Here is a 24,353-nt window from a genome sequence, read left to right as displayed (position 1 = left end):
ACTGGCTCACCCGGAGGGGTCGGGTGAGAGGGTCGCGGCATGAAGGCCTTCCGCTGCCGGGTCTGCGACTCGGCGCTGTACTTCGAGAACTCCCGCTGCATCCACTGCGGCACCCGGCTGGGGTTCTCCCGCGAGGAGCGGGCGATCGTCCCGGTCGACGACGAGGGTCGCTACGTCGACGCCGACGGGGGCGAGTGGCGGGTCTGCCGGAACCTCACGCTGTCCGGCTGCACCTGGCTGACCCGGGCGGAGACGGGCTACTGCTTCTCCTGCGAGCTGACCCGGACGCGGCCCAACGACGAGGACGCGATGGCGCTGGAGCAGTACCACCGCGCCGAGGAGGCCAAGCGCCACCTGGTCTTCGAGCTCGACGGTCACGGCCTGGACCTGCGCAGCAAGAAGCAGGACCCGGAGAACGGGTTGTGCTTCGACCTGATCTCCAGCATGTCCGAGGCCACCGACAACGTGGTGATCGGGCACGCCGACGGGGTGATCACGATCGACCTGGCCGAGACCGACGCGGCCTACCGCGAGCGGGTGCGCGCCAAGCTCGCCGAGCCGTACCGCACGATGCTCGGCCACTTCCGCCACGAGGTCGGGCACTACGTCGAGTGGCAGCTGGTGACCGACGACGAGACCGTGGCGCAGGCGCGCGAGCTGTTCGGCGACGAGACCGCCGACTACCAGGCCGAGATCAAGCGGCACTACTCCGAGGGCCCGCCCGCGGACTGGAAGAAGTCGTACATCTCGGAGTACGCCACCATGCACCCCTGGGAGGACTTCGCCGAGACCTGGGCGCACTTCCTGCACATCTCCGACACTGTCGAGACCGCGGCCGAGTTCGGCCTGACCGCGGTGAACCCGACCGCCTTCCGCAGCTTCCGCGACCTCGTCTCCGGGGTGTGGCTGCCGACCTCGACGGCGCTGAACCAGATCAACCGCTCGATGGGCAACGACGACCTCTACCCGTTCGTCATCCCCGCGCCGGTGCTGACGAAGCTGGACTTCGTCTCGACCCTGGTGACGAGAGCGCGGATCGCCCGAGACGCGGTCTGACGTGGTCTGATGTCGGGGTGGGTCTCTTCTCCCGCCGGCCCCGGCCGGACAGTCGCCCCGACGACGCCTTCCCCTTCCTGAGCACCGAGGAGGCCTCGCACCTGCGCGGTCTGGTCCTGACCACCTTCGCGGAGCGCGGCATCGAGGTGTCCCTCCACCCGGACTACGTGGAGGACGACGCCGGCACGCAGTACGGCCTCGCCAACCTCGCGGCCACCTGCCACCAGGAGGAGGCCGGGCGCTGGCCCGGGCTCGTCGCCGACCACGTCCGTCGGATCGTCGCGCGCATGAGTCAGCCCAGCGAGCTCGACACGATCGTCCCCGAGGAGCTGCGCCGCCGTGTCTACCCGCGCCTCGTCGGACGCGACCGGGCCGACCCGCGTCTGTTCTCCTACGCACGCGAGGTCGCCGACGACCTGGTCGAGGTGCTGTGCCTCGACCAGCCGGACACGGTCGCCTACCTGACGGACAAGGTCTTCCCGCGGCTGGGGCCGGCCGGGCCGCTCTACGACGCGGCGCGACAGAACCTGCGCGAGATCACGTTCGACGAGGCGGAGGTGGTGCCGGCCCAGGACTCGTCGTTCCACTGCGTGTTCGGGGACTCGGTGTTCACGGCGACCACCGCGCTGCAGCTGGGATCGATCGCCGACGCCGTCGGGGACCCGATCGACCCCGAGCGCGGAGCGTTCTTCGTGGTCGCCTGCCGCAACCAGGTCGCGTTCCACCCGTGGCGAGGCGACGACGCCTGGGCCACGGTCTTCTCCGGTCTGCTGCGCTGGGCCGAGCTCGGCTTCTCCGACGGCGCCGGCCCGGTCTCTCCCGAGCTGTACTGGTGGCGCCCCTCAGGCATCGAGCAGCTCTCGCGCCGCAACGACGTCGGCGAGGTCTCGGTCGAGCTGTCCGGCGACCTGGCCGAGCTGATCGAGGCCGCCGGGGGCGGCTGAGCTCAACCGATCAGCCCGAACCGCTCCTTGGCCTCGAGGACCCGCAGGACGTTGGCCTTCGTGGTCTTCGCGAACGCGGGGTCGTCCTGCGTCTCGCGCAGCACCGCGCGGGCCATCGGTCGCAGGTCGTCGGAGTTGGTGTCCAGCAGCAGCGTCCCGCCGGCACGGAAGAACCTCAGCGCGCGCTTGCCCGGCGGGTCGCCGGCCACGCTCGCGGACCCGAAGGAGTCGGAGACGATCACGCCGTCGTAGCCGAGGTCGCCGCGGAGCATCCCCTTGATGATCGTGGGGTTGAAGCAGGCGCGGGGGCCGTCGCTGATCTTCGGGTAGAAGCCCGAGGAGACCATCACCATCGCCGGGTCGCCGGCGAGCGCACCCTCGAAGGACCCGAGCAGCGGGTCGTTCCGCGTGGTCGGGTCGCTCACCTGAGGGTCGGAGTCGGTGTTCCCCGAGGCCCGGCCGATGCCGGGGAAGTGCTTGACGGAGGTGGCGACACCGGCGTCGGCCATGCCGCGCACGAACGCGGCGGCGTGCCGGCCGACGGGGGTCGGCTCGCTGCCGAGCTGCCGCTCGAAGTAGCCGATCGGGTCGTTGTCGGTGCCCACGTCGGTGGGCACGACGTCCGCGACCGGCGCGAGGTCGAGCGTGACGCCGGCGGCCTTCAGCTCCTCGCCCCAGGTCTTCGCCTCGCGGCGCAGCCGGGCCGGGCGCAGCTCGCCCTGCTCCAACCCGTCGGGCATGGCGGAGAAGCCGTCGCCGTCGAGGCTCTGCGCGTTGGCGCTCTCCTGGTCGGCGGAGACGAAGGGCCGCACACCGGCGTACGTCGTCACCTCGGCGATCGCGTCGCTCACCGCACGGGTGTCCTCGACGCTCAGGTCGGTCGGACCGCGCAGGAACGCGTTGCCCGCCGAGTCCTGCTGCAGCTGGCGCAGCTGCTCCTCGGTCGCGCCGGTGGACATCACGCCCAGGACGAAGAGCTGGCCGACGCGCTGCTGCGGCGTCATGCGGTCGTACGCCGCCTCCGCTGCGGACGGTGCCTGCGACTGAGCCGACGGGGCCGAGGACGAGGGTGACGAGCCGGTCGGTGCGGTCTCGCCTGCGCAGGCGGAGAGCAGCAGCAGCGGCACCAGGAGCAGAGGACGTCGCACCCCGCCAGCGTGCCAGGCGGCCGCCTAGGCTCGGCCCATGGCCTACGTCGAGAAGAGCTCGTTCGAGCGCGACATGAACTACATCCCCGACCGGATCACCGCCGAGCCCGGGAAGTCGCGCGACACGCTGGCTCACCAGGGCGTCGCCGGACCCGACGTGGAGCACACCACCTGGCCGGTCGAGCCGGGCCGCTACCGGCTGGTCGCGGCGAAGGCGTGCCCGTGGGCCAACCGGGCGATCATCGTGCGCGCGCTGCTCGGGCTCCAGGACGTCATCTCGCTCGGGATGCCGGGTCCGACCCACGACGAGCGGAGCTGGACGTTCGACCTCGACCCCGGTGGGGTGGACCCGGTGCTGGGCTACGAGCGGCTGCAGCAGGCGTACTTCGAGCGGATCCCCGACTACCCCCGCGGCATCACCGTGCCGGCGATGGTCGACGTGCCGTCCAAGGCGGTCGTGACCAACGACTTCCCGTGGATCACCCACGACCTCTTCTTCGAGTGGACCGAGCACCACAAGGAGGGCGCGCCCGACCTGTGGCCGGCCGAGGTCCGCGAGGAGATGGAGACCGTGATGAAGCGGGTCTTCACCGAGGTCAACAACGGCGTCTACCGCTGCGGCTTCGCCGGCACCCAGGAGGCGTACGAGGACGCCTACGACCGGCTGTGGACGGCGATGGACTGGCTCGAGGAGCGGCTGAGCGACCGCCGCTACCTGATGGGCGACGCGATCACCGAGGCCGACGTACGCCTGTTCACGACGCTGGCGCGCTTCGACGCGGTCTACCACGGCCACTTCAAGTGCAACCGGCAGAAGCTGACCGAGCTGCCGGCGCTGTGGGGCTACGCGCGCGACCTCTACTCGATCCCGGAGTTCGGCGAGAACACCGACTTCGAGCAGATCAAGCAGCACTACTACGTCGTGCACAAGGACGTGAACCCGACCGGCATCGTGCCCAAGGGCCCGGACCCGGCTGTGTGGCTGGAGCCGCACGACCGGGCCTCGCTCGGGTAGGTGCTGGGTCAGCTCTTCACGATCCCGGCCTGCTGGAGGAAGGTCAGGTTGTCCTCCAGGTGCCAGTCCTCGGTGATGGTGCGGCCGTTGCCGACGTGCTGGATGTCGATGGCGTCGAACCGGATGTCCTGGCCCTTGCCCTGCGTTCCCTGGTAGGTGCCGGTGAAGTGGCCGGTGAACACCAGCCGTGCGGTGAAGGTGTCGCCGGCGACGTAGAGGTCGGCGAGCTGGCAGTGCAGGTCCGGTACGGCGGCGCGGAACGTCTTCGACGCCGCGACCGGTCCGGCCGGACCCTGGGGGCGGCCGACGGGCAGCGTCCGGTCGCGGAACGAGGCGTCGACCGCATGGTCGAGTCAGCGGGTTCGGCCGGTGTCCCAGAACGTGTAGAGCTCCTGCGCGGTGTGCACGACCCGCTCGGCCCGGTCGTGGTCGGCACTGCTCTCGACGTGGATGCTGCCGGGACGAACCAGTCCCTGCGTGTGATCGACCAGCGCCTCGGGTCGAGTGCTCCCGCAGCCGGCGAGCAGCAGCGCGGCGACCACGAGTACGACGACCCTCATGCCAGCCGCCCGCCGCCGTCGACGTGCAGCGTGGTCCCGGTGACGAACGGGTTGACCAGCGCGAGCAGGACGACGCTCGAGACGTCCTCGGGGGTTCCGACCCGCCGTGCCGGGTTGCTCGCGGCGGTCTGCTCGAGGAAGCCGGCCTTGTCGTCCATCGCGTCCCAGGCGCCGGAGTCGACGATGCCGGGGGAGACCGCGTTGACCCGCAGCGGCGCCAGCTCGACCGCGAGCGCCTCGGCGAGGAACGCGACCGCTCCGTTGGTCGTGGCCATCACCGACAGCCCCGGTGCCGGCTTCCACGCCGCGACCCCGGAGAACAGCACGAACGAGCCGCTGGTGATCGGTGCGAAGTGCTTGGCCAGCAGCAGCGGCCCGACGACCTTGGCGTCGAAGGCGCCCGCGATCGCCTCGCGCTCCAGGTCGGCGAGCGGCCCGTTCGCGTGGTCGGCGGCCAGCGCGACCACGTGGTCGACCGCGCCGAGCGCGGCTGCCGCGGCGGCGATGCTGGTCTCGTCGGCGAGGTCGAGGCGTACGGCACGGGCGCCGAGGGCGTCGGCGGTGTCCTGCAGCGTGTCGAGGTGGCGCCCGGCGAGGACGACGTCGGCGCCGGCGGCGATCGCATCGGTGGCGACCTGCCGCCCGATGCCCGAGCCGCCCCCGACGACGAGGACGGTGGAGCCGGAGAGTGGTGTCGCGTTCATGGTGACCTCCTGGTCGAGTGGGTCGGACACCCGGCACAGCGACGGGGACGGACACATCTATCCCGTCCTGCAATGAAGGCTTTCGTGCTTTGCCATAGATTCAGCTCATGCCGACGCTGCGGGCCCTGGAGTGCCTGGTCGCCCTGGCCGACACCGGCTCGGTCACCGAGGCCGCGGCGCGGCTGCGCGCCTCGCAACCGGCGGTCTCCCACCAGCTCGCCGGGCTCGAGCGCGAGCTGGGGGCGCCGCTGGTGGAGCGGCTGCCCCGTGGCGTACGACTGACCGCCGCCGGCCGCGCGGCGCTGCCGCCCGCACGGGCGGCGCTCGCAGCGGCCGAGGAGGCGTCCGCCGCGGTGCGCGCGGTGGCGCGGGGTACGGCCGGGCGGCTGCGGATCGGGTGCGCCGAGACGCTGACCGGCGCCGTGCTGGCGCCGGTGCTGCGGGCGTGGCGGCGCCGCTACCCCGACGTCGAGGTGCTGCTGGACGAGCAGCGCAGCGCCGACGCCCTGGCCGAGCGGGTCGCCGACGGTGCGCTCGACCTGGCGCTGTGCCCCCGGCCGAGCCAGTGGTCCGGGCGGGTCGACGTCGTCGGACGCGAGGAGGTCGTGGTGGTCGCCGGCGCGAAGGACCCGTTGGCCGAGCTGGACGTCGTCTGCGCCGACGACCTGGCGGGGCACCCGGTGGTCGGCCTGCACCCCGAGCACGGGCTGGCCGGATGGATCGAGGCCGCGCTGGCCGCACGCGGCGCCGCGGCCGAGGTCGTCGTACGCACCGGGCAGCCGGGGTCCGCGGCTGCGCTGGCCGTCGCCGGGCTCGGCGCCACGCTGGTGCCGACCAGCGCCCTGTCACCCGGCGTCGGGGGCGCCGTGCGCCGCCTCGCCCCGCCGCTGTCGCGCGACCTCGTCGTGCTGCGCCCGGGCACCGCTGACGTGCTGGCCGGCGCATTCACCGAGCGGCTCGTGCGGCGCGGCGTGCAGGTGCCGTCGGCGCTGGCCCGGCAGCTCGACGGCTGAGGCTCAGACGCCGACCAGCACCACCCGGTTGCCGTCGGGATCACTCAGGCGGAGGATCCGCGACGAGCTCGCCTGCTCCGGTCCGTCATGGGCGACTCCCGCGGCGGCGAGGCGCTCGGCGGCCGCGTCCAGGTCGGACTCGGAGAGCACCGTCGAGCACCGTCCGGCGCGGTCGGGCTCGGACCAGACCTGGATGCCGAAGCCCTCCCCGAGGTGCCACTCGAGCAGCCCGGGCATCGGGGTCGCGTCGGGGCCGCGGCCGAGCAGCGCGGCGTACCACTTCTGCGCGGCGTCGAGGTCGGTGACGGTGGACTGGGCGAGGACTCCGGTGGTGCTCATGTCCGGTACGACCGCCTGCGCGGCGCGGACTCATCGCCCGGGCTCATCATTCAGGCGTCGACGACCCGCAGCGCGACCCGGTCGTGGCGCCCGCCCAGGACCGCGCCGATGCCCATCACGAACCGGAACTGCAGGCCGTACTTCGCCTTGACGCGCGCCGTGAGCGCCTCGACCCCGGAGGGGGACTCGACCACCTCGGCGCGCGCCTCGACCGTGGGGGCGCCGTCCTCGACCCGGCCGCGCCGGTCGCACGGGCGCAGCGTGACGTGCGGGTCCCGACGCACCCGCCGGACCTTGCCGCTGCCGTCCATCGTGGTGATCGCCAGCCCGTCGCCGTCGGCGGCGACCCACACGGGGGTCGCCACCGGCGCCCCGGACTGCCGGTACGTGGTCAGCGAGACGAAGGGCTCCTCGGCCAGGTCAGCGACGGTCGGCATCCTCCGAGGGTGGCACGTCCGCCTCGTGAGGAGTACCCGCGTGCGCGCCGGCGGCGTGGGCCCCACCGACGGCCACGGCGGCCTCCGGCTCCGGCTCGGGGGTCGCCGCGTGCTTGCCGAGCGTCTCGCCGTCGGCCGCGGCGACCGGCGGTCCGGCGGCGACGAAGTCCTTCTGCCGGATCAGCGCCAGGCAGATCACCGCGGCGACGAACGCGCCGATCGCGGCGATGAGGATGATGTGGTTCAGCGCGTCGACGACGCCGGAGGTGCCCACCCGCTGCACCAGCGCGTACGCCGAGGCGCCGTCGCCGCCGCTCTGGTCGGCGGCCTGCCGGGCCGCGCCGGCCGCGATCCGCACCTGCCCGCCGGACAGGGCCGCGCCGAGCGGCTCGAGAGCCTGCGCCGGGACCTTGCCGGACAGTGCCGGACGGACCGAGTCGAGGATCTCGTGGCTGAAGATCGAGCCGAGCGCCGCGATGCCGGTGGCGATGCCGACCTGCCGGAACGTCGAGTTCACGCCGCTGGCCATGCCGGAGCGGGCCACCTCGACGACACCGACCGCGGTCGAGGCCAGCGGTGGGTTGATCAGCCCGATGCCCACGCCGGCGACGGTCAGGCCGGGGATGAGGTGGGTCCACGACGAGTCGTCCTCGATGCCGAGGAGCAGCAGCAGGCCGACGCCGAGGATCAGGAAGCCGGGACCGATCAGCCACCTGACCGGGATGTGCTCCGTGAGCCGGCCGGCCACCGCCGCCACGACGAACGAGGCGCCGGAGAGGAACAGGAACCGCAGGCCGGTCTGGATCGCGTTGTAGCCGAGGACGTTCTGGACGTAGATCACCAGGTAGGTCAGCAGGGCGAAGATCGAGGCGGAGACCGCGAACGCCGCGACGAGGCCGCCGGTGAAGGTCGGCTTCCTCAGCAGCGACAGGTCGAACATCGGGTCCTTCTGCGCGAGCTGGCTGACCACGAAGACGACCAGCAGGACGCCCGAGGCGACCAGCGACCAGACGACGCGGTCGTCGCCCCAGCTGCGCTGACCGGCCTCGATCAGGCCGTAGACGAGTGCGCCGAGGGCCGCACTGAAGGTGACGAACCCGATCCAGTCCGGGCGACCGGCGCGCGGGTCGTGGGACTCGCGGACCTTGGTCTGGGCCACGACGACGGCAACGAGGGCGACCGGGATGTTGACGAAGAAGATCCACCTCCAGGACAGGCCGGTGGTGAGGATCCCGCCGAGCACCGGCCCGACGGCGACGGCGACGCCGGTGACGGCACCGAAGGCCCCGAAGGCGATGCCGCGGTCGCGGCCGTGGAAGGCGCTCGCCAGCAGCGCGAGCGCGGTGGCGAACATCGCCGCACCGCCGATGCCCTGGAAGGCGCGCGAGATGCTGAGCACGAGGATGTCCTGGGCGGCGCCGCAGGCGATCGAGCCGAGCGTGAACAGCACCAGCCCGATGGCGAAGACCCGCCGCCGGCCGTACAGGTCCGCGAGCGAGCCGGCGGTGAGCAGCAGGGCGGCGAGGCTGAGGGCGTACGCGTCGATCACCCACTGCAGGTCCGAGAGGGAGGCGTCCAGCTCGGTCTGGATGTCGGGCAGGGCGACGTTCACGATCGTCACGTCGAGCAGCAGCATGAAGACGCCGAGGAGGACCGCTGCGAGAGTCCACCACTTCGGGTCGCGGCCGGTGGTCTGCGGGGGTGCCTCTGTCATGGCGGGTCCTATCGTCACGTGGCTAACGATCAGGTACGTTACTCTTGATCGGGCAACCGTCAAGCGACTGACGATCAACCAGGGGATGAACGTGGGGAAGGTCACCGACTCGACCGAGCTGCTGCCTGACCTGGCGCGCTCGCTGGGCCACCTGCTGTGGCGCTGCGCGGCCAAGGTCGGTCAGTCGGTGTCGGACACCCTGCCCGAGGGGGTCGACCTCCACGGCTATTCCGTGCTGCTCGCGCTCTCCGACGGGGCGCCGCGATCCCAGCAGTCGCTCGCGGAGACCACGAGCGTCAGTCGTACGACGATGACCAGGGTCGCCGGCGACCTCGCCGCCGAGGGCCTCGTGACCAGGGTGCGCAACCCGGGCGACCGTCGCTCCTACGCGCTCTCCCGGACTGAGGCGGGGGTGCGCGCCGCCGAGGAGTGGCGAGCCCACGTCGAGCGGACCGAGGCCGCGCTGACGCCGTCGTTCACCGCGACCCGCCGTGACCGTCTTCGGTCACTGCTCCTGCGCATCGCCGAGCCCGACCTCGCGCCCGACACTCCTGAGCCACTGCGCACGAGCACCGGCTTCCTCATCACCCGGGTCCACCAGCGCGCCCACCGCGAGTTCGGCGAGATGCTCGAGCCGGTCGGTCTCGAGCCGCGGTTCCTCGGCTCGCTGATCGCCCTGACCGCGCTCGGGCCGGCCTCGCAGGCCGAGCTCGCTCGCGTGCTCGGGATGACCGGCGCGTCCATGGTGCCGATCGTGGACCTGATGGAGTCCCGCGGCCTGGTCGAGCGCCGCTCGCTGGACGGGGACCGGCGCACGTACGTCCTCCACCTCACCCGCCGGGCGCGCGCCGCGCTAGCGAAGGCGCGCCACCTCGCCGTCGGCGGTGGTGCTCCCTGCCTGCAGGTGCTCACCGACGACGAGCGGGACGAGCTCATCGCCCTCCTGGTGCAGCTGATCACCGCCGTCTGAGCCGGCGTGGATCTAGCATGGCGAGATGCCGATGCCGAAGCGCGCCAGCGTCGATGACTACTTCGCGCAGCTCGAGGACGTCCAGCGCCCGCACCTGGAGGATCTCCGGCGGATGAGCCTCGTGGCGGCCCCAGGGGCGCGCGAGGAGCTGAAGTGGAACCTCCCGGTGTACGTCGTCGACAAGAACACCAACCTGTGGATGCTGCAGAACTTCACCAAGCACTGCTCGCTGCGGTTCTCGCCGGACTTCTTCGCCACGCAGAAGGCCGCGGTGGAGGCCGCCGGCTTCGACTCCGGCGCCGGCTTCGTCAAGCTCCCGTACGACCGTGAGCTCCCGACGGACCTCCTCGAGTCGCTGATGCAGGCCCGTCTCTCGGACCACGAGGCGAGCACCGCCGACCAGGTGTGAGGTCCAGGCACTAGCGTCGCCCGGGTGGCGCAGACGTCTCGGGGGCTGCCGCTGCTTCCGGCGGCGGGGTTCGTCCTGGTGTGGTCGGCGGGCTACATCGCCGGACCGTACGGCGTCTCCGCGATGGCCCCGCTGTGGCTGGTGGCCTGCCGGTTCCTGCTCGCCGCGGTGCTCGCGGCGGGCCTGGCGCTGGTGCTCAAGCGGCCGCGGACGATGGACCGCCGCACGGCGCTGCGGGTGGCGGCGTCGGGCTTCATGCTCAACGCGGTGCAGTTCGGCGCGATCTACCTCGCCTTCGACTCCGGGCTCACCGGGACGCTGGCCTCCCTGGCGCACTCGCTGAGTCCCGTGCTGACGGCCCTGCTGGCCGCGGTGGTCTTCGGCGAGCGGCTCTCCGCGCTGCAGGTCGTCGGGTTCCTCATCGGGGTCGCGGGCGTGGTGCTCGTGCTCGGCCCCGACGTGGGGGCCGTGGGTGGGCTGGCAGCCGTCGCGCTGATGGTCCTCAGCGTGCTCGGCCTGAGCACCGGCACGCTGGGGCAGCGCTGGATCGGTACGAGCCCGGACCCGCTCTGGTCGGCGGCCCTGCAGTTCGCGGTGTCCGGCCCGCCCGTGCTCGTGCTCGCCCTCCTCGTCGAGGGGACCCACGACATCGTCAGCGACCCGGCGGCGGCCGGGATCTCGCTGGTCTACATCGCGGTGGTGAACTCCATCGTCGGGCTGTTCCTGCTCGGCGTCCTCGTCCGCGCCCGCGGGGCCGGCGCCGCGGCGAGCGTGTTCTTCCTGATGCCGCCGGTCACGGCGCTGCTCTCGTGGCTGGTCCTCCACGAGACCCTGAACGCCCGCGAGCTGGCCGGGCTGGTCGTCACCGTCGTGGGCGTCGCGGCAGCGACGCGCACACGCCGTGGAGGGCGTGGGGTGACGAGCGAAGAGCTCGACGCCCTCCGGTAGCCCTGGACGGGCTGCCGGAGGTGCTGCCGGCGTCGCCGGCTCAGGGGCGCGGTGTCTCCTCGGCGGGCGGCACCGTGGGCGTCAGGAGGTGCCGGACGACCAGCCCGACCACGATGGCGATGACCGCTACCAGTGCGAGGACCAGCGCGCCGGCGAGGCTGCCGTGACCGAGGAGCGCATCGGCGGCGGACATGACGACGGCGAAGCCGATCGGGACCACGACGAGCATCGCGACGACACCGAGCACCACCCGCAGCGGGCCGCGCCCTCGGGGGGTCGAGGTGGGCGTGGTGTCCAGCGTGGACGCCTGTTCTGCGGAGTTGGCGGCAGCCAGTGCGTCGATGAGGTCGAAGGCTTCGCGCATCCGGACGGGGTGATCGATCCCCAAGGGCTCGCTGCCGAACACGGTGAGCTCGTCGGCGGCGAGCTCGACCCGGTAGCGCTCGCCTGCGAACCGTCGGAGCCGCTGGGCGAGATCGGCCGGTACCCGGGCGCCGAGTGCGCGATCCCCTGCGGCGCCGCCGGCCAGGCGAGCCCGCAGGAACAGCTCGCGCTCGGCCAGCGCGCCCGGAGCGGTGGTCAGTGCGTCGAGGCGGAGGCGTCCGGCGACGGGGAACCGGTCACCGACCTCGACGAAGTCGCGGCCGCGCGTGCGCACGCTGCGGTCCACCGCGGCCACGCGGGTCGCGAAGAGACTGCCGGCGTAGTCCGGCGCGAGGGTGCCGGCCACGGTCAGCAGGTGGTTCTCGCGCGCGAACCGCGTGAGGGAGCCCGCCTCTCCCACCGTGCGCCAGATCGAGGTCAGGCCCCAGCACCCGACCACGACGAAGAACGCCGGCATCAGCCAGAAGGTGACGCTCTCGTCTGCGTGGCCGCCGGCCACCACGAAGGCCAGGACCCCGGCGAACGCCACCACCATCAGCACGAGGAGGACCGCGCTGAAGGTCATCAGCGGGCTGCCCCCGAGTGCCCGGAGGCGGTCGAGGACGCCGCTCGATGTCCGCAGGGGCTCGAGTCGCAGGGGTCGAGGCATCACCGTCACGCGCCACATCCTCCGGTGGTCGGGGCACACATGTCGACACCGACCCCGACGGCAGCCCCGAACCGGAGGTCGCGGTCCTCCTCGCCTCGATCGCACCCTGCCGTGGGTCCCTCCCGGCAGGACCCGGGCCAGCTGATTGGCCCCCGCCGACGGCGAGGGGTAGGTTCACCCCGAGCGTCGCCTGTGGCCCCGATCACAGGAGCGCTCGGGGCTCCCTCGTCACCGCGCCACCCCTGCGGTCCGAGGAGCCCGCGACCCACCACCTCCGGGCCCGCGACGACCTCCACGGCCCGAAGAGCGAAGGAGCCGTACGGTGACGCACGTACCCGACGGGGAGTTCGGCCCCGACCTGGCCGAGGTCTTCGGCCCCCAGCAGAGCGACGGCGGCCCCGAGCTGGTCCAGCTGCTGACGCCGGAGGGCGAGCGGACCCACCACGCCGAGTTCGACATGGACTTCTCGGCCGAGCAGCTGCGCGGCTTCTACCGCGACATGGTGCTCACCCGGCGCATCGACACCGAGTCGACGGCGCTGCAGCGCCACGGCGAGCTCGGGATCTGGGCCCAGCTGCTCGGCCAGGAGGCCGCGCAGATCGGCTCCGGGCGCGCGCTCCGGCCGCAGGACTTCGCCTTCCCGACCTACCGCGAGCACGGCGTCGCCTGGTGCCGCGGGCTGGACCCGCTGAAGCTGCTGGGGCTGTTCCGCGGCGTCGACCAGAGCAGCTGGGACCCCGCGGAGACCAACTTCGCGCCGTACACGATCATCATCGGCGCCCAGGCGCTGCACGCGACCGGCTACGCGATGGGCATCCAGCGCGACGGTGCCGTCGGCACCGGCGACCCCGAGCGCGACGCGGCGACCATCGGCTACTTCGGTGACGGCGCCTCCAGCCAGGGTGACGTCAACGAGGCGTTCATCTTCGCGGCGTCCTACAACGCGCCCGTGGTGTTCTTCTGCCAGAACAACCAGTGGGCGATCTCGGAGCCCTTCGAGCGGCAGAGCCGGATCCCGCTCTACCAGCGCGCACTGGGCTTCGGCTTCCCCGGCGTCCGCGTCGACGGCAACGACGTGATGGCGACGTACGCCGTCACCCAGGCCGCCCTGCAGCGCGCCCGCGAGGGCTCCGGGCCGACGCTGATCGAGGCGTACACCTACCGCATGGGCGCCCACACCACCACCGACGACCCGACCCGCTACCGGCTCTCCGACGACGTCGAGAACTGGAAGCTCAAGGACCCGATCGCGCGCGTCGAGGCCTACCTGCGTCGCAACGGGCTGATCGACGAGCAGTTCACCGATGCGCTCACCGTCGAGGCCGACCAGCTCGGCGAGCGGCTGCGGGCCGGGGTCAAGGAGCTGGCCGACCCGTCGCCGCTGTCGGTCTTCGACCACGTGTACGCCGAGCTGCCGCCCGAGCTCGCCGAGCAGCGCGACGGCTACGCCGAGTACCTCGCGTCCTTCGAGGGGGCCCACTGATGACCGAGAAGATGACTCTCGCGAAGGCGCTCAACGCCGGGCTGCGCCAGGCCATGGAGGACGACCCGAAGGTCCTGCTGATGGGCGAGGACGTCGGCAAGCTCGGCGGTGTCTTCCGGATCACCGACGGGCTGCAGAAGGACTTCGGTGAGGACCGGGTCATCGACTCCCCGCTGGCCGAGTCCGGGATCGTCGGCACCGCGGTCGGGCTGGCGATGCGCGGCTACCGCCCGGTGGTGGAGATCCAGTTCGACGGCTTCGTCTACCCGGCCTACGACCAGATCGTCAGCCAGGTGGCCAAGATCCGGTTCCGCACGCAGGGCCGCGTCGCGATGCCGATCGTCATCCGGATCCCGTTCGGCGGCGGCATCGGAGCCGTCGAGCACCACTCGGAGTCGCCCGAGGCGCAGTTCGCGCACACCCCGGGGCTGAAGGTGGTCGCCTGCTCCAACCCGGTCGACGGCTACTGGATGATCCAGCAGGCCATCGCCTCCGACGACCCGGTGATCTTCCTCGAGCCCAAGCGGCAGTACCACGGCGCCAAGTCCGAGGTCGACACCTCCGCGACGCCGGAGCCTCTGCACACCTCGCGCGTGGTGCGTGCGGGCAGCGACGTCACGCTGCTGGCGTACGGGCCGATGGTCCGCACCTGCCTGTCGGCCGCCGAGGCGGTCGAGGGGGAGCGGTCGGTCGAGGTGATCGACCTGCGCACGCTCTCGCCGCTGGACATGGGCCCGGTCGTCGAGTCCGTACGCCGCACCGGCCGCGCCGTCGTCACCCACGAGGCGCAGGTCAACCTCGGCATGGGCGCCGAGCTGGCCGCCCGGATCACCGAGCAGTGCTTCTACTCCCTCGAGGCGCCGGTGCTGCGTGTGGGCGGCTTCGACACGCCGTACCCGGCCAGCCGGATCGAGGAGGAGTGGCTGCCCGACCTGGACCGCGTCCTCGACGCCGTCGACCGCACCTTCGACTTCTGAGGAACCCCGGATGCCTGAGTTCAAGCTCCCCGACGTCGGTGAGGGCCTCACCGAGGCCGAGATCGTCGCCTGGCACGTCAAGGAGGGCGACACGATCGCCGTCAACGACGTGATCGTCGACATCGAGACCGCGAAGTCGGTCGTCGAGCTCCCCAGCCCGTTCGCGGGCGTCGTCGGCGCGATCCTCGTCGCCGAGGGGGAGACCGTCGAGGTCGGCACCCCGATCATCCGGGTCGGGGAGGCCGGTGCCGAGGCGGCGTCCGAGCCGGTCGAGCCTGCCGAGACCATCGACCTCTCCAACCCGGCCGCCAGCGGCGGCGGCGAGGGCGAGAGCCTCGTCGGCCGCAACAAGGCCGACCGGGGTCCGGTACGCCGGGCCCGCCACGGGTCCGCGTCTCCCGCCAGCCCGGCGGGCGAGGCGACCCAGCTCCAGGTCCAGGGGGCGTTCTCGCCTGGTGGTGCCCAGTCGGGCGAGGTCGCCCCCTCTGTCGAGGAGGCGCCGGTGCCCGCTGCGCCGGCGTCTGTGTCGGCGCCCTCCGACGTTCGGGTCCTCGCCAAGCCGCCGGTGCGCAAGCTGGCCCGCGACCTCGGTGTCGACCTGGCGAGCGTCACCGCGACCGGCCCGAACGGATCGGTGTCGCGCGAGGACGTCGAGGGCGCGGCGTCGGGCGCCGAGCCGGTGAGTGCTCCCGCGCCGGTCGCGCGTGGCGAGCGCGAGACGCGCGAGCCGATCAAGGGCGTCCGCAAGATGATGGGCGCCTCGATGGTGGAGTCCGCCTTCACAGCCCCCCACGTCACCGAGTGGGTGAGCGTCGACGTGACGCCGACGATGGAGCTGGTCGACCGCTTCCGCAAGCACCCGCGGATGCGCGACCTGCGGCTCTCCCCGCTGCTGGTGCTGGCCCGCGCGGTGTGCCTGGCGGTGCGTCGTACGCCCGAGATCAACTCGTGGTGGGACGAGGCGGCCCAGGAGGTCGTGCTCAAGCACTACGTCAACCTCGGCATCGCCGCGGCGACCCCGCGCGGCCTCGTCGTACCCAACGTCAAGGACGCAGACTCCCTCGACCTGCCCGACCTGGCCCGCGCGCTCAACGAGCTCACCGACACCGCCCGGGCGGGCAAGACCCAGCCCGCCGAGATGTCGGGCGGCACCTTCACGATCACCAACGTCGGCCCGTTCGGCGTCGACGGCGGCACCCCGATCATCAACCCGGGCGAGTCCGCGATCCTCTGCTTCGGCGCCGCGAAGCGGCAGCCGTGGGTGGTCACCGGCCCGGACGGCGCGGAGAGCCTGGAGATCCGCGACGTGTGCACGCTCTCGCTGTCCTTCGACCACCGTCACATCGACGGGGAGAAGGGCTCGCGCTTCCTCGCCGACGTCGCCGGGGTGATGAGCGACCCGGGGACCGCGCTGCTGTTCTGACGGGGCCCGCGGCTACCGCCCCGCCAGTGCGCGCAGGTTCTCGGCGGTGATCGCGAAGTGGGTGCGCGCCACCTCGGCCGCACGGTCGGCGTCGCCGGCGACGACGGCCTCGACCAGGTCGCGGTGCTCGCCGCGGGAGCGGTCGGTGAGCCGGCCGAGGTAGGGCTCGACCGGCAGGCCCTGGTTGGCCTGCGCCAGCAGCTGGCGGCTGTACGTCGCCAGTCGTCCCGCGCGCGCCGCCGTGTCGACGGCGGCGTGCAGGGCCGCGGAGGCGCGGCGTACGTCGGCCGGCTCCTCGGCCGCCTCGTTCGCGGCCAGCGCCTCGCGCAGGGCCGCGACGTCGTCGTCGGTACGACGCTCCGCCGCGGTCCGCGCCACGAGCGACTCCACCAGGCAGCGGGTGTCGAGCAGGTCCTCGACCTCGTCCCAGCGGGAGGCGAGCGTGCGGCGCACCGCCTCCTCGGACCCCTCGGCCCAGCTGGCCTGCACGACGTGCCCGCCGTTGCGCCCGCGCACCACCTCGAGTGCACCGATCCCTCGCAGGTGCGCGACCGCCGAGCGGACCGTCGGCCGGCTGACCCCGAGCATCCGCGCCAGCTCGCGCTCGGCCGGCAGCCGCTCGCCCACGGACACCTCTCCCGACGCGATCGTGGTGAGCAGCCGGTCGACCACCTCGTCGACTGCGGTCCGGACGGTGACCGGAGCGATCTCGGGCGGCATGGCGCCATGCTCTCAGGCGGCATCACGATCACGTAAAGGGTCTGGACATCTGACCATTTCTGGACCACAGTGCAGGGGTGACCCGCAGCACACGCATCGTCGACGTGCGGACCCACCCTGTCCGGGTGCCGCTGCGCGAGCCGTTCGTCACCGCGGTCCGTCGGGCCACCGAGGTCGAGGCGGTGCTCGTCGAGGTGGTCGACGCCGATGGCGTCTCCGGCTGGGGCGAGGGCACCGAGTCGTGGCGGGTGACCGGGGACAGCCTGGTCGGCATCACCGCCGCCGTGACGGGTCCGCTGAGCGCCGTCGTCCTCGGCCGCGACCCGGACGACCTGACCACCCTGCGCCGCGAGGTCGCCGCCGCGGTCGTCGGAAACACCGCCGCCAAGTCGGCCGTCGACGTCGCCCTTCACGACCTCGCCGCTCGCCGCCTGGGCGTGCCGCTGACCCGGCTGCTGGGTGGGACCTCCCGCTCGGTCGCCACCGACGTCACCCTCTCCGTCGACACCCCGGACGCGATGGCCGACGCCGCGGTGAAGCGGGTGGCCGAAGGATTCCCGGCGCTGAAGCTCAAGGTCGGAGGAGGAGGCGACGACCTGGCCCGCGTCCGCGCGGTGCGCGAGGCGGTCGGCGCGGATGTCGACGTACGCCTCGATGCGAACCAGGCCTGGACGCCCAAGCAGGCGGTGCGCACGATCCGCGCGATCGAGGACGCCGGTCTCGGGGTCGCGCTCGTCGAGCAGCCGGTCGCCGCCCAGGACCTCGACGGTCTGGCCCGCGTGACGGCGGCCGTCGCCACACCGGTCATGGCCGACGAGTCGGTCCGCACCGCCGCCGACGTGCTGGAGGTGGCCCGCCGTGGCGCGGCCGACCTCGTCAACCTCAAGCTCACCAAGTGCGGCGGCCTGGGCCCCGCCCGCGACTTCCTCGCCGTCGCCGACGCCGCCGGTCTCGGCGTCGTCGTCGGCGCGATGATGGAGACCCACCTGGCCATCGGTGCTGCCGCCGCCCTGGTCGCCGCCTCGCCCGCCGTCCTGCCGGTCACCGACCTCGACTCCGCGTGGTGGCTCACGCACTCGCCCCTCGACGCAGGCGCCCGGTACGTCGGCGCGTCCGTGGAGCTCCCCGACCAGCCCGGGCTCGGCGTCCGCCGTGCTCGCGGACCCCACTGAGGAGGAACACCGATGAGAACCCCTGCCCGACTCGCCGCGGCCGTCATCACGGCCGCCTTCGGCGCCAGCGTGCTCGCCACCCCCGCCCAGGCCGACGGGCCCGGTGGTGGCCGGCCCGGCGACGGGCACAGTGACGACACCGCCGTCGTCGACGTGTCGGTGGCCACCGTGTGGACCTCGCCGGACAGCCCGCGCCCGGTCGACGCGCCCGCGCTCGGCGACCCGGCGCACCCCACCCGGTGGGCGAACGCGATGACGCTCGCGCAGAAGCTCGACCTGTCGGAGAGCAACGTGACCCAGACCCAGGCGCTGTACGGCACCGAGGTCCACGTCCTGCAGCGGCAGGGTGACTGGACCGAGGTGGCGGTGCCCGGGCAGCCGACGCCGAAGAACGACCTCGGCTACCCCGGCTGGATCCCGACGACCCAGCTCACCACCGACCGGGCGTACGAGGCGGTCGCCGACCGGCGTCCCTTCGCCTTGGTCGACGAGGGCAACACGACGCTGTTCCGCGACCCGGCGCTGCGCCACCGGCTGCTGCGGGTCAGCACCAACACCCGGCTCCCGGTGCTCGCGCAGGCGCACGGCCGGGTCCTGGTCGCGACGCCGGGCGACGGCCCGGCCTGGCTCGCGGCGAGCGCCGTCGGCGTCTACCGGAGCGACGCGCAGATCCCCAAGGCCACCGGCGCGGAGCTGGTGCGCTGGGGCAAACAGTTCCTCGGCCGGCCGTACGTCTGGGCGGGCCGCTCCGGCTTCGGCTTCGACTGCTCGGGCTTCACCGGCACGATCTACCAGACCCACGGCATCACGCTCCCGCGCGACTCCGGCGCCCAGATGGACTCCCCGCTGGGGCGTACCGTCGCGGACTCCGACCTGAAGCCCGGCGACCTGCTCTTCTACGGCACGCCGGGTCACATCCACCACGTCGCGATGTACGCCGGCGACGGCCGGATGATCGAGGCCTACAGCTCCGAGGAGCCGGTGCGCGAGACCGCCGTGCGACTCGGCGGCGACTACGCCGGCGCCAAGCGCTACCTCTGAGTGCCGCGATGATCGACGACGGATTCACCTACCTCGGCGTCCTGCTCGGGCTCGCCGCCGCGATCGTGCTGTTCAAGCAGCGCGTGCAGTGGAAGGCACTGGCCTACGTCCCCGGCTTCGTGCTGCTCTACATCCTCGCGGCGCTGCTGAACACGGTCGGTCTCTTCGGCGACTCCGACGCCGTCACGACCATCGGCTCCGAGGTGCGCGGGGCGCTGCTGCCGGCGATGATCCTGCTGTTCCTCCTGCGCTGCGACCTGCGCCAGATCGTCAGGCTCGGTCCCAAGCTGCTGCTCACCTACGTGGTCGCGACGCTCTCCATCGTCGTCGGGTTCGTCGTAGCGTACCTCGTCCTGCAGGCGGCGCTCGATCCCGGCGCCTACAAGGCGCTCGGCGCGCTGACCGGCTCGTGGACCGGCGGGTCGGCCAACATGGTCGCCGTCCAGGATGTCGTCGAGGCGCCGCAGACGCTCTTCGGGTACGCGCTGATCACCGACACGATCATGTACTCGGTCTGGCTGCTGGTGATGTTCGGCTCGGTCGGGATCTCCGACCGGTTCAACCGCTGGACGCGCGCGGACACGTCGTACCTCGACCGCGACCTCGAGGCCGAGGGCATCGGCGTGGACGACGGGGGCAGGCGCACCGGTTTGGTGCAGCTGATGACCCTGGTGGGCTTCAGCCTGTTCGTCTCCGCGATGGCCTCGCAGGTCGGCGGCCTGCTGCCGACCTTCGGTGACGTCGTCGACCAGACCACGTGGACGATCCTGATCGTCAGCGTGCTCGGCCTGGTCGCCGCGACGACCCCGGTCGGGAAGGTCCCCGGCTCCGAGGACGTCGGCCAGGTGATGCTCTACGTCATCATCGCGATCATCGCCTCGGGCTCGGACTTCTCCTCGATCGCCCAGGCGCCGCTCTACCTCGTGTTCGGCGCCATCGTGCTGGTCGTGCACGCCGTGGTCGTGGTGGCGTACGCCAAGCTCACCCGGACCGAGCTGTTCAGCCTCGCCGTGGCCAGCACCGCCAACATCGGCGGTGTCGCCTCCGCCCCGGTCGTCGCCGGGGCGTACGACAAGCGGATGGTGCCGGTCGGCGTGCTGTTCGCGCTGATCGGCTCGTTCCTCGGCACCTTCATCGGCCTCGGGACCGTGCAGCTGTTGTCCGTGATCTAGCGTGCAGGTATGGCGCTGACCCTGTCCCGCCGGATCCACGCGGACCCGGCGCGGGAGCGGATCTGGACCGAGGCCACCGTGGTCACGGTCGTCCGTACGATCCTGTGCGTCGCCCTGGCCGGGGCGGCTGCGTACTCCCACGAGCTGTGGCTCCTGGTCGCGGCACTGGTCGTGCACTGGGTCGGGGACTCCATCGACGGCTGGTGGGCCCGGGTGCGCGACTGCGAGACCCGCACCGGCGCGACCCTCGACATCCTCTCGGATCGCTTCGACCTGGCCGCGTTCTACATCGGGCTCGCCTGGCTGCAGCCGGACCTGATGCCGGCGGTGCTGATCTACCTCGCCGAGTTCCTCGTCGTCGACTGCTTCATCTCGCTGGCCTTCCTCTTCTGGCCGATCACGAGCCCCAACTACTTCTACGTCGTCGACCGCACCATCTGGCGCTTCAACTGGTCCAAGCCCGCGAAGGCGGTCAACTCGGCGCTGTTCGGGGTCCTCCTGCTGCTGACCCGTGAACTGTGGTGGGGCGTCTGGCTCGGTGGCGCGATCGCGGTGGCGCTGCTGGCGTACAAGTGCCTGGCTACCGCGCAGCTGATGCGGCTCGGTCTGCCGATGCCGACCGCGGACCTGCCGAACGCCGACCCGGCCGACGACGGGGCCGCCGAGACCGCGGGCTCGAACCGGTGAAGCTCATCCTGACCAGCCTGCTGGTCGGGTTCGGGTCGGCGCTCCTGCCGTTCATCAACATCGAGGCCTACCTCGGCGGCATCGGGGTCGCCCAGCTCGGTGGTGACGCGGTGACGGTCACGGTCGTCTCCCTCGTCACCGCGGTCGGCCAGACCGCCGGCAAGGTGGTGCTCTACTACGCCGCCGACCGCGTCATGGCGCTGCCGTGGATGCGCAGGCGGATGTCCGGGCCGAAGTGGACGGCCGCGTACGAGCGCTGGCAGACCCGGATCGCCGAGCACCCGACCCAGACCGCGCTGCTGCTGCTGGCCTCCTCCGGCCTCGGGTTCCCCCCGCTGCTGGTGATCGCCGTCCTCGCGGGGCACCTGAGGGTCAACATCTGGCTGTTCGTCAGCACCTGCCTGGTGGGCCGCTGGCTGCGGTTCCTGGTGATCCTCGGGGCGGCGGACTGGCTGGTGGGCCTGGTATGACGACCTGGACGGTCCGCACGGTCACGGCCGCGGACACCGCCGACCTCCGCCGCGAGGTGCTCCGCGGCGGCAAGGACCACCCGCCGCTCGGCGACGACCCGGCCGATCACAGCCTGCACCTCGGAGCGTACGACGGCGAGCTCCTGGTCGGCTCCGGCAACGTCCGCCCCCTGCCCGACGGCTCCTGGCGGGTGCGCGGGATGGCCGTCGAGCCGGCGTACCGGGGGAGGGGCGTGGGCGCGGAGGTCCTCGCCGGCCTGCTCGCGCACGTCGCGGCGAGCGGCGGCGGCCCGGTCTGGTGCCACGCCCGGACCGGCGCCCGTTCGCTGTACGAGCGTGCCGGGTTCGTCGCGGTGGGCGAGCCCTGGGTCGACCCCGACATCGGGCCGCACGTCCGGATGGAGCGGCCAGCCTAGGCTGGCGCGCATGCGACGTACCGCCCTCGCCCTGGCCTCGGCCGCCTTGCTGCTTTCGGTCGCCGCCTGCGGGTCGAGCGACGGCCAGGCCGGCTCGGGCTCGAGCGCGAAGGCGGTCGACGCCGGACCGCACAACGCCGCCGACGCCACCTTCGCCCAGGAGATGGTCCCGCACCACCGGCAGGCGGTGGCGATGGTCGAGATGACGAAGGGTCACGACCTCGATCCGGAGGTGCAGCGGATCGTCGACGCCATCGGCAGCACCCAGAGCGGCGAGATCGACCAGATGGTCGGCTGGCTGAAGGGGTGGGGGGAGAAGGTCCCCGCGGAGGACTCCCCGATGCGGATGCAGGGGATGCTCTCGAGCGACGAGCTCGACCAGCTGCGCGAGACGGGGGACCCGGCCTTCCAAGGGCTCTGGCTGTCCCGGATGGTCGGTCACCACCAGGGCGCGATCCCGATGGCGCAGACCGAGATCGACGACGGTGAGAACCCGAAGGCGATCCGTCTCGCCCGCGAGATCATCGAGACGCAGAAGGCCGAGCTGGACGAGATGGCCGGATTGATCGGACAGTAGGAGCATTCGCCCCTACGCTCCCCCTGGCGGATCGAGCGTGGAGGCAATGATGATCGCGGTTCCTCGGGGTGGCCGACTGCTGCTCGCCGTCGTGCTGGCGGCCGTCCTCTGCGTGTCCGGCGCGGGGCTGCTCGCCACACCGGCCGCGGCCGCGCGCCGCATCGACACCCTCCAGCTCAACCAGCTCGGGGACGCCGTCCCGAAGCAGGGATCGAAGCTCTTCACCGGACGTGTCTTCCCTCGTGCCTCGGGGTACCCGGTCCTGATCGAGCGGTACGTCGGCTCCGGTCGCTGGCAGTCGGCGGGCAGGGCGGTGACGTCGTCCACGGGCGAGTACGCCGTCCGTGTCCCACTTCCGGGCTACGGCCCGACGAGCTATCGCGCCCGCATCGCTGCGAGCAGGACGACACCGGCGGCGGTGTCGATGACGCAGACGCTCACGGTGCTCCGCTCGTGCCTGGTGACCCTCGACTCGTACGGGACCCTGCTCGGTCGGGGGACCGTGCTCACCATCACCGGCACGGTCTCTCCACCGCCTCCCGGCGCACGGATCCAGCTCTGGCGCCGCTCGGACGACCGCTGGCACGTCGTCGAGGCGACCGTGCCCGTCTCGGCCGACGGCTCGTTCACGCTCTCGAGGCGCATGCAGGTGACCAGCAGCAAGGACTACGACATCCGGCTGATCCCGGGCGACGGGTACACCTACGACGCAGCCCCCGCCCCGCGGATCCACGTCGACGTGGTCGACCTCGCGCCGGTGGGCGGGGTGCGGACGACGAAGGTCCCGGTCCCGGGCCTGCTCCAGCCGTACGGCTCCTCGATCAGTGCCGATGCGCAGGTCCTCGCCTCCACCGGTGTGAACCACACCACTCAGGTCTGGGTCACCGACCGCTCGACCGGGCAGAGCACCTATCCCGTCACCGGCCTGGGCGGGGCGCTGCCCGACAAGCCGTCGGGGAGCCCGTCGCTCAGTGCGGACGGCCGCTACCTCGCCTTCTCGTCCACGGCGACCAACCTGGTGGCGGACGACACGAACAAGGCCACCGACGTGTTCGTCCTCGACCGGGCGACAGGCCGCGTCGAACGCGTGTCCCCGCTCGCGGAGGGGTCGCAGGCCGAGGGATCCTCGACGTACCCCTCGATCAGCGGCGACGGGCGCTACGTCGCCTACGCCACCAGGGCCTCGAACCTCGACCCGAGCGACACCACGCACTCGTCCGTCGTGGTCACCGACCGCACGACCGGCAGTACCCGCACGATCTTCACCGAGCGCGACTCCTGGGAGGGCTCGCAGCGAACCGTGCGCCCGGTGATCAGCGCCGACGGCAGAGTCGTCAGCTTCGCCTCCGGTGCGCCGGACGTCGTCCCGGGTGACGACGACGAAGCGATCGACGTCTTCCTCGCGGACCGGGAGACCGGGGCGATCCAGCGGGTGCCGGCCTACCTCGAGCTCGCCGGAGCCGTCGTGACGTGGTCGCTGAGCGCCGACGGCGGTGTCGTCGCGTTCGAGGCGCCGAGCTACCGGGTGCCCGGCGCAGGGGACAGCGAGGCCAGCCGCGACGTCTTCGTGTGGGACCGGTCCACGGGGTCGACCCAGCAGGTCAGCGTCCGCGCGCCGAGGACCTACGGCTACCACGGCGACTCGACGCTGCCGCAGATCAGCGCGAACGGCCGCTACGTCGTGTACCGCGCCAGCGGCATGCTGGTCCAGGGCGACAACAACGGCAAGGCCGACATCGTCGTGCACGACCGCGTCGCGGGCACGACCCGGGTGCTCTCGGTGGCCACCGGCGGCGACCAGGCCGACGCCGATGCCGACTGGCCCTTCATCAGTGCCGACGGCCGCACCGTCATCTACTACTCGGGGGCCACCAACCTCACCTCGGAGAGCGCCCCGGGCACCTTCGCCGCCCAGTGGTGAACCG

26 protein-coding genes and 1 pseudogene are annotated in these 24,353 nt (G+C 72.4%); 18 read left to right on the top strand and 9 right to left on the bottom strand.

Annotated features, from left to right (window positions below; all coding sequences use genetic code 11):
- Nucleotides 1-39: 39 nt before the first annotated feature.
- A complete protein-coding gene (locus IEX42_RS09975; protein WP_188779640.1) occupies nt 40-1,056 on the top strand; it encodes a zinc-binding metallopeptidase family protein in 1,017 nt (338 codons plus the stop codon).
- A 17-nt stretch (nt 1,057-1,073) separates the two neighbouring features.
- Nucleotides 1,074-2,000, top strand: a complete 927-nt coding sequence (locus IEX42_RS09970) for a hypothetical protein (RefSeq protein ID WP_188779639.1) — start codon at nt 1,074-1,076, stop codon at nt 1,998-2,000.
- A 2-nt stretch (nt 2,001-2,002) separates the two neighbouring features.
- Here the strand turns inward: IEX42_RS09970 and IEX42_RS09965 are convergent, their stop codons facing one another.
- On the bottom strand, nt 2,003-3,148 hold the full coding sequence (locus IEX42_RS09965) for a glycoside hydrolase family 3 N-terminal domain-containing protein (protein WP_188779638.1): 1,146 nt from the start codon (nt 3,146-3,148) through the stop codon (nt 2,003-2,005).
- Between the two features lie 37 nt (nt 3,149-3,185).
- Here IEX42_RS09965 and IEX42_RS09960 point away from each other — a divergent pair, with 37 nt between their 5' ends.
- Nucleotides 3,186-4,163, top strand: coding sequence for a glutathione S-transferase family protein (locus tag IEX42_RS09960; RefSeq protein ID WP_188779637.1), 978 nt, complete (start codon nt 3,186-3,188; stop codon nt 4,161-4,163).
- Between the two features lie 8 nt (nt 4,164-4,171).
- Here the strand turns inward: IEX42_RS09960 and IEX42_RS18160 are convergent.
- From IEX42_RS18160 to IEX42_RS09950, 3 genes and pseudogenes are all read right to left on the bottom strand, one after another.
- A pseudogene (locus IEX42_RS18160) lies at nt 4,172-4,501 on the bottom strand (ester cyclase); the annotation flags it as partial.
- Between the two features lie 15 nt (nt 4,502-4,516).
- Entirely contained in the window at nt 4,517-4,723 is a 207-nt protein-coding gene (locus IEX42_RS18155) for a hypothetical protein (protein WP_229660758.1), read from the bottom strand.
- A complete protein-coding gene (locus tag IEX42_RS09950; protein WP_188779636.1) occupies nt 4,720-5,427 on the bottom strand; it encodes an SDR family oxidoreductase in 708 nt (235 codons plus the stop codon). The genes IEX42_RS18155 and IEX42_RS09950 overlap by 4 nt, the downstream gene beginning before the upstream one ends.
- Nucleotides 5,428-5,534: 107 nt before the next feature.
- Here IEX42_RS09950 and IEX42_RS09945 point away from each other — a divergent pair, with 107 nt between their 5' ends.
- Nucleotides 5,535-6,440: a LysR family transcriptional regulator gene (locus IEX42_RS09945; protein WP_188779635.1), complete on the top strand. Its 906-nt coding sequence runs from the start codon at nt 5,535-5,537 to the stop codon at nt 6,438-6,440.
- Nucleotides 6,441-6,443: 3 nt separating this feature from the next.
- On the opposite strand, the gene IEX42_RS09940 is transcribed toward IEX42_RS09945, so the two are convergent.
- The 3 genes from IEX42_RS09940 to IEX42_RS09930 are packed head-to-tail and all read right to left on the bottom strand — an operon-like array spanning nt 6,444 to nt 8,930.
- Nucleotides 6,444-6,779, bottom strand: a complete 336-nt coding sequence (locus IEX42_RS09940; RefSeq protein ID WP_188779634.1) for a VOC family protein — start codon at nt 6,777-6,779, stop codon at nt 6,444-6,446.
- Nucleotides 6,780-6,829: 50 nt separating this feature from the next.
- Nucleotides 6,830-7,216 carry a PPOX class F420-dependent oxidoreductase gene (locus IEX42_RS09935; RefSeq protein WP_188779633.1) on the bottom strand — a complete coding sequence of 129 codons (387 nt, stop codon included), beginning with the start codon at nt 7,214-7,216 and terminating at the stop codon, nt 6,830-6,832.
- Nucleotides 7,200-8,930, bottom strand: coding sequence for an MFS transporter (locus IEX42_RS09930; RefSeq protein WP_188779632.1), 1,731 nt, complete (start codon nt 8,928-8,930; stop codon nt 7,200-7,202). Before IEX42_RS09930 ends, IEX42_RS09935 begins: the two co-directional genes overlap by 17 nt.
- Nucleotides 8,931-9,015: 85 nt before the next feature.
- Here IEX42_RS09930 and IEX42_RS09925 point away from each other — a divergent pair, with 85 nt between their 5' ends.
- Genes IEX42_RS09925 through IEX42_RS09915 form a run of 3 tightly spaced genes read left to right on the top strand, consistent with a single transcriptional unit; the run spans nt 9,016 to nt 11,257 of the window.
- Complete coding sequence (locus tag IEX42_RS09925) at nt 9,016-9,900, top strand: MarR family winged helix-turn-helix transcriptional regulator (RefSeq protein WP_188779631.1); 885 nt, start codon at nt 9,016-9,018, stop codon at nt 9,898-9,900.
- Nucleotides 9,901-9,925: 25 nt separating this feature from the next.
- Nucleotides 9,926-10,309, top strand: a complete 384-nt coding sequence (locus IEX42_RS09920; protein WP_188779630.1) for an iron chaperone — start codon at nt 9,926-9,928, stop codon at nt 10,307-10,309.
- 24 nt (nt 10,310-10,333) lie between these two features.
- On the top strand, nt 10,334-11,257 hold the full coding sequence (locus tag IEX42_RS09915) for a DMT family transporter (RefSeq protein WP_188779629.1): 924 nt from the start codon (nt 10,334-10,336) through the stop codon (nt 11,255-11,257).
- Nucleotides 11,258-11,297: 40 nt separating this feature from the next.
- Here IEX42_RS09915 and IEX42_RS09910 read toward each other — a convergent pair whose 3' ends face one another.
- Complete coding sequence (locus IEX42_RS09910; RefSeq protein ID WP_188779628.1) at nt 11,298-12,299, bottom strand: hypothetical protein; 1,002 nt, start codon at nt 12,297-12,299, stop codon at nt 11,298-11,300.
- 313 nt (nt 12,300-12,612) lie between these two features.
- Here IEX42_RS09910 and pdhA point away from each other — a divergent pair, with 313 nt between their 5' ends.
- The 3 genes from pdhA to IEX42_RS09895 are packed head-to-tail and all read left to right on the top strand — an operon-like array spanning nt 12,613 to nt 16,173.
- Complete coding sequence (gene pdhA / locus IEX42_RS09905) at nt 12,613-13,773, top strand: pyruvate dehydrogenase (acetyl-transferring) E1 component subunit alpha (protein ID WP_188779627.1); 1,161 nt, start codon at nt 12,613-12,615, stop codon at nt 13,771-13,773.
- The gene (locus IEX42_RS09900) at nt 13,773-14,750 is read left to right on the top strand and encodes an alpha-ketoacid dehydrogenase subunit beta (protein WP_188779626.1); all 978 of its coding nucleotides are present in this window, start codon (nt 13,773-13,775) and stop codon (nt 14,748-14,750) included. Before pdhA ends, IEX42_RS09900 begins: the two co-directional genes overlap by 1 nt.
- A gap of 10 nt (nt 14,751-14,760) precedes the next feature.
- Nucleotides 14,761-16,173 (top strand): dihydrolipoamide acetyltransferase family protein, encoded by a 1,413-nt coding sequence (locus IEX42_RS09895; protein ID WP_188779625.1) that lies wholly within the window; start codon nt 14,761-14,763, stop codon nt 16,171-16,173.
- 12 nt (nt 16,174-16,185) lie between these two features.
- Here IEX42_RS09895 and IEX42_RS09890 read toward each other — a convergent pair whose 3' ends face one another.
- The gene (locus IEX42_RS09890) at nt 16,186-16,893 is read right to left on the bottom strand and encodes a FadR/GntR family transcriptional regulator (protein WP_188779624.1); all 708 of its coding nucleotides are present in this window, start codon (nt 16,891-16,893) and stop codon (nt 16,186-16,188) included.
- 77 nt (nt 16,894-16,970) lie between these two features.
- Between IEX42_RS09890 and IEX42_RS09885 the strand changes: the two genes are divergently transcribed.
- Genes IEX42_RS09885 through IEX42_RS09850 form a run of 8 tightly spaced genes read left to right on the top strand, consistent with a single transcriptional unit; the run spans nt 16,971 to nt 24,349 of the window.
- On the top strand, nt 16,971-18,065 hold the full coding sequence (locus IEX42_RS09885; protein WP_229660757.1) for a mandelate racemase/muconate lactonizing enzyme family protein: 1,095 nt from the start codon (nt 16,971-16,973) through the stop codon (nt 18,063-18,065).
- 12 nt (nt 18,066-18,077) lie between these two features.
- Nucleotides 18,078-19,106 carry a C40 family peptidase gene (locus IEX42_RS09880; RefSeq protein ID WP_188779623.1) on the top strand — a complete coding sequence of 343 codons (1,029 nt, stop codon included), beginning with the start codon at nt 18,078-18,080 and terminating at the stop codon, nt 19,104-19,106.
- 8 nt (nt 19,107-19,114) lie between these two features.
- Entirely contained in the window at nt 19,115-20,278 is a 1,164-nt protein-coding gene (locus tag IEX42_RS09875; RefSeq protein WP_188779622.1) for a DUF819 family protein, read from the top strand.
- 9 nt (nt 20,279-20,287) lie between these two features.
- Complete coding sequence (locus tag IEX42_RS09870; protein ID WP_188779621.1) at nt 20,288-20,965, top strand: CDP-alcohol phosphatidyltransferase family protein; 678 nt, start codon at nt 20,288-20,290, stop codon at nt 20,963-20,965.
- Nucleotides 20,962-21,435: a hypothetical protein gene (locus tag IEX42_RS09865; protein ID WP_188779620.1), complete on the top strand. Its 474-nt coding sequence runs from the start codon at nt 20,962-20,964 to the stop codon at nt 21,433-21,435. The genes IEX42_RS09870 and IEX42_RS09865 overlap by 4 nt, the downstream gene beginning before the upstream one ends.
- Nucleotides 21,432-21,851 carry a GNAT family N-acetyltransferase gene (locus tag IEX42_RS09860; protein ID WP_188779619.1) on the top strand — a complete coding sequence of 140 codons (420 nt, stop codon included), beginning with the start codon at nt 21,432-21,434 and terminating at the stop codon, nt 21,849-21,851. Before IEX42_RS09865 ends, IEX42_RS09860 begins: the two co-directional genes overlap by 4 nt.
- A gap of 10 nt (nt 21,852-21,861) precedes the next feature.
- Nucleotides 21,862-22,428 (top strand): DUF305 domain-containing protein, encoded by a 567-nt coding sequence (locus IEX42_RS09855; RefSeq protein WP_188779618.1) that lies wholly within the window; start codon nt 21,862-21,864, stop codon nt 22,426-22,428.
- A gap of 49 nt (nt 22,429-22,477) precedes the next feature.
- On the top strand, nt 22,478-24,349 hold the full coding sequence (locus IEX42_RS09850; RefSeq protein ID WP_188779617.1) for a TolB family protein: 1,872 nt from the start codon (nt 22,478-22,480) through the stop codon (nt 24,347-24,349).
- The last annotated feature ends 4 nt before the right edge of the window (nt 24,350-24,353 follow it).

Origin of the sequence: Marmoricola endophyticus (genome assembly GCF_014644415.1) — a bacterium.
Taxonomy (GTDB): domain Bacteria; phylum Actinomycetota; class Actinomycetes; order Propionibacteriales; family Nocardioidaceae; genus Marmoricola; species Marmoricola endophyticus.
The sequence above is the reverse complement of the archived record's forward strand: the minus strand, read 5'-3'. Positions and strand labels throughout refer to the sequence as shown.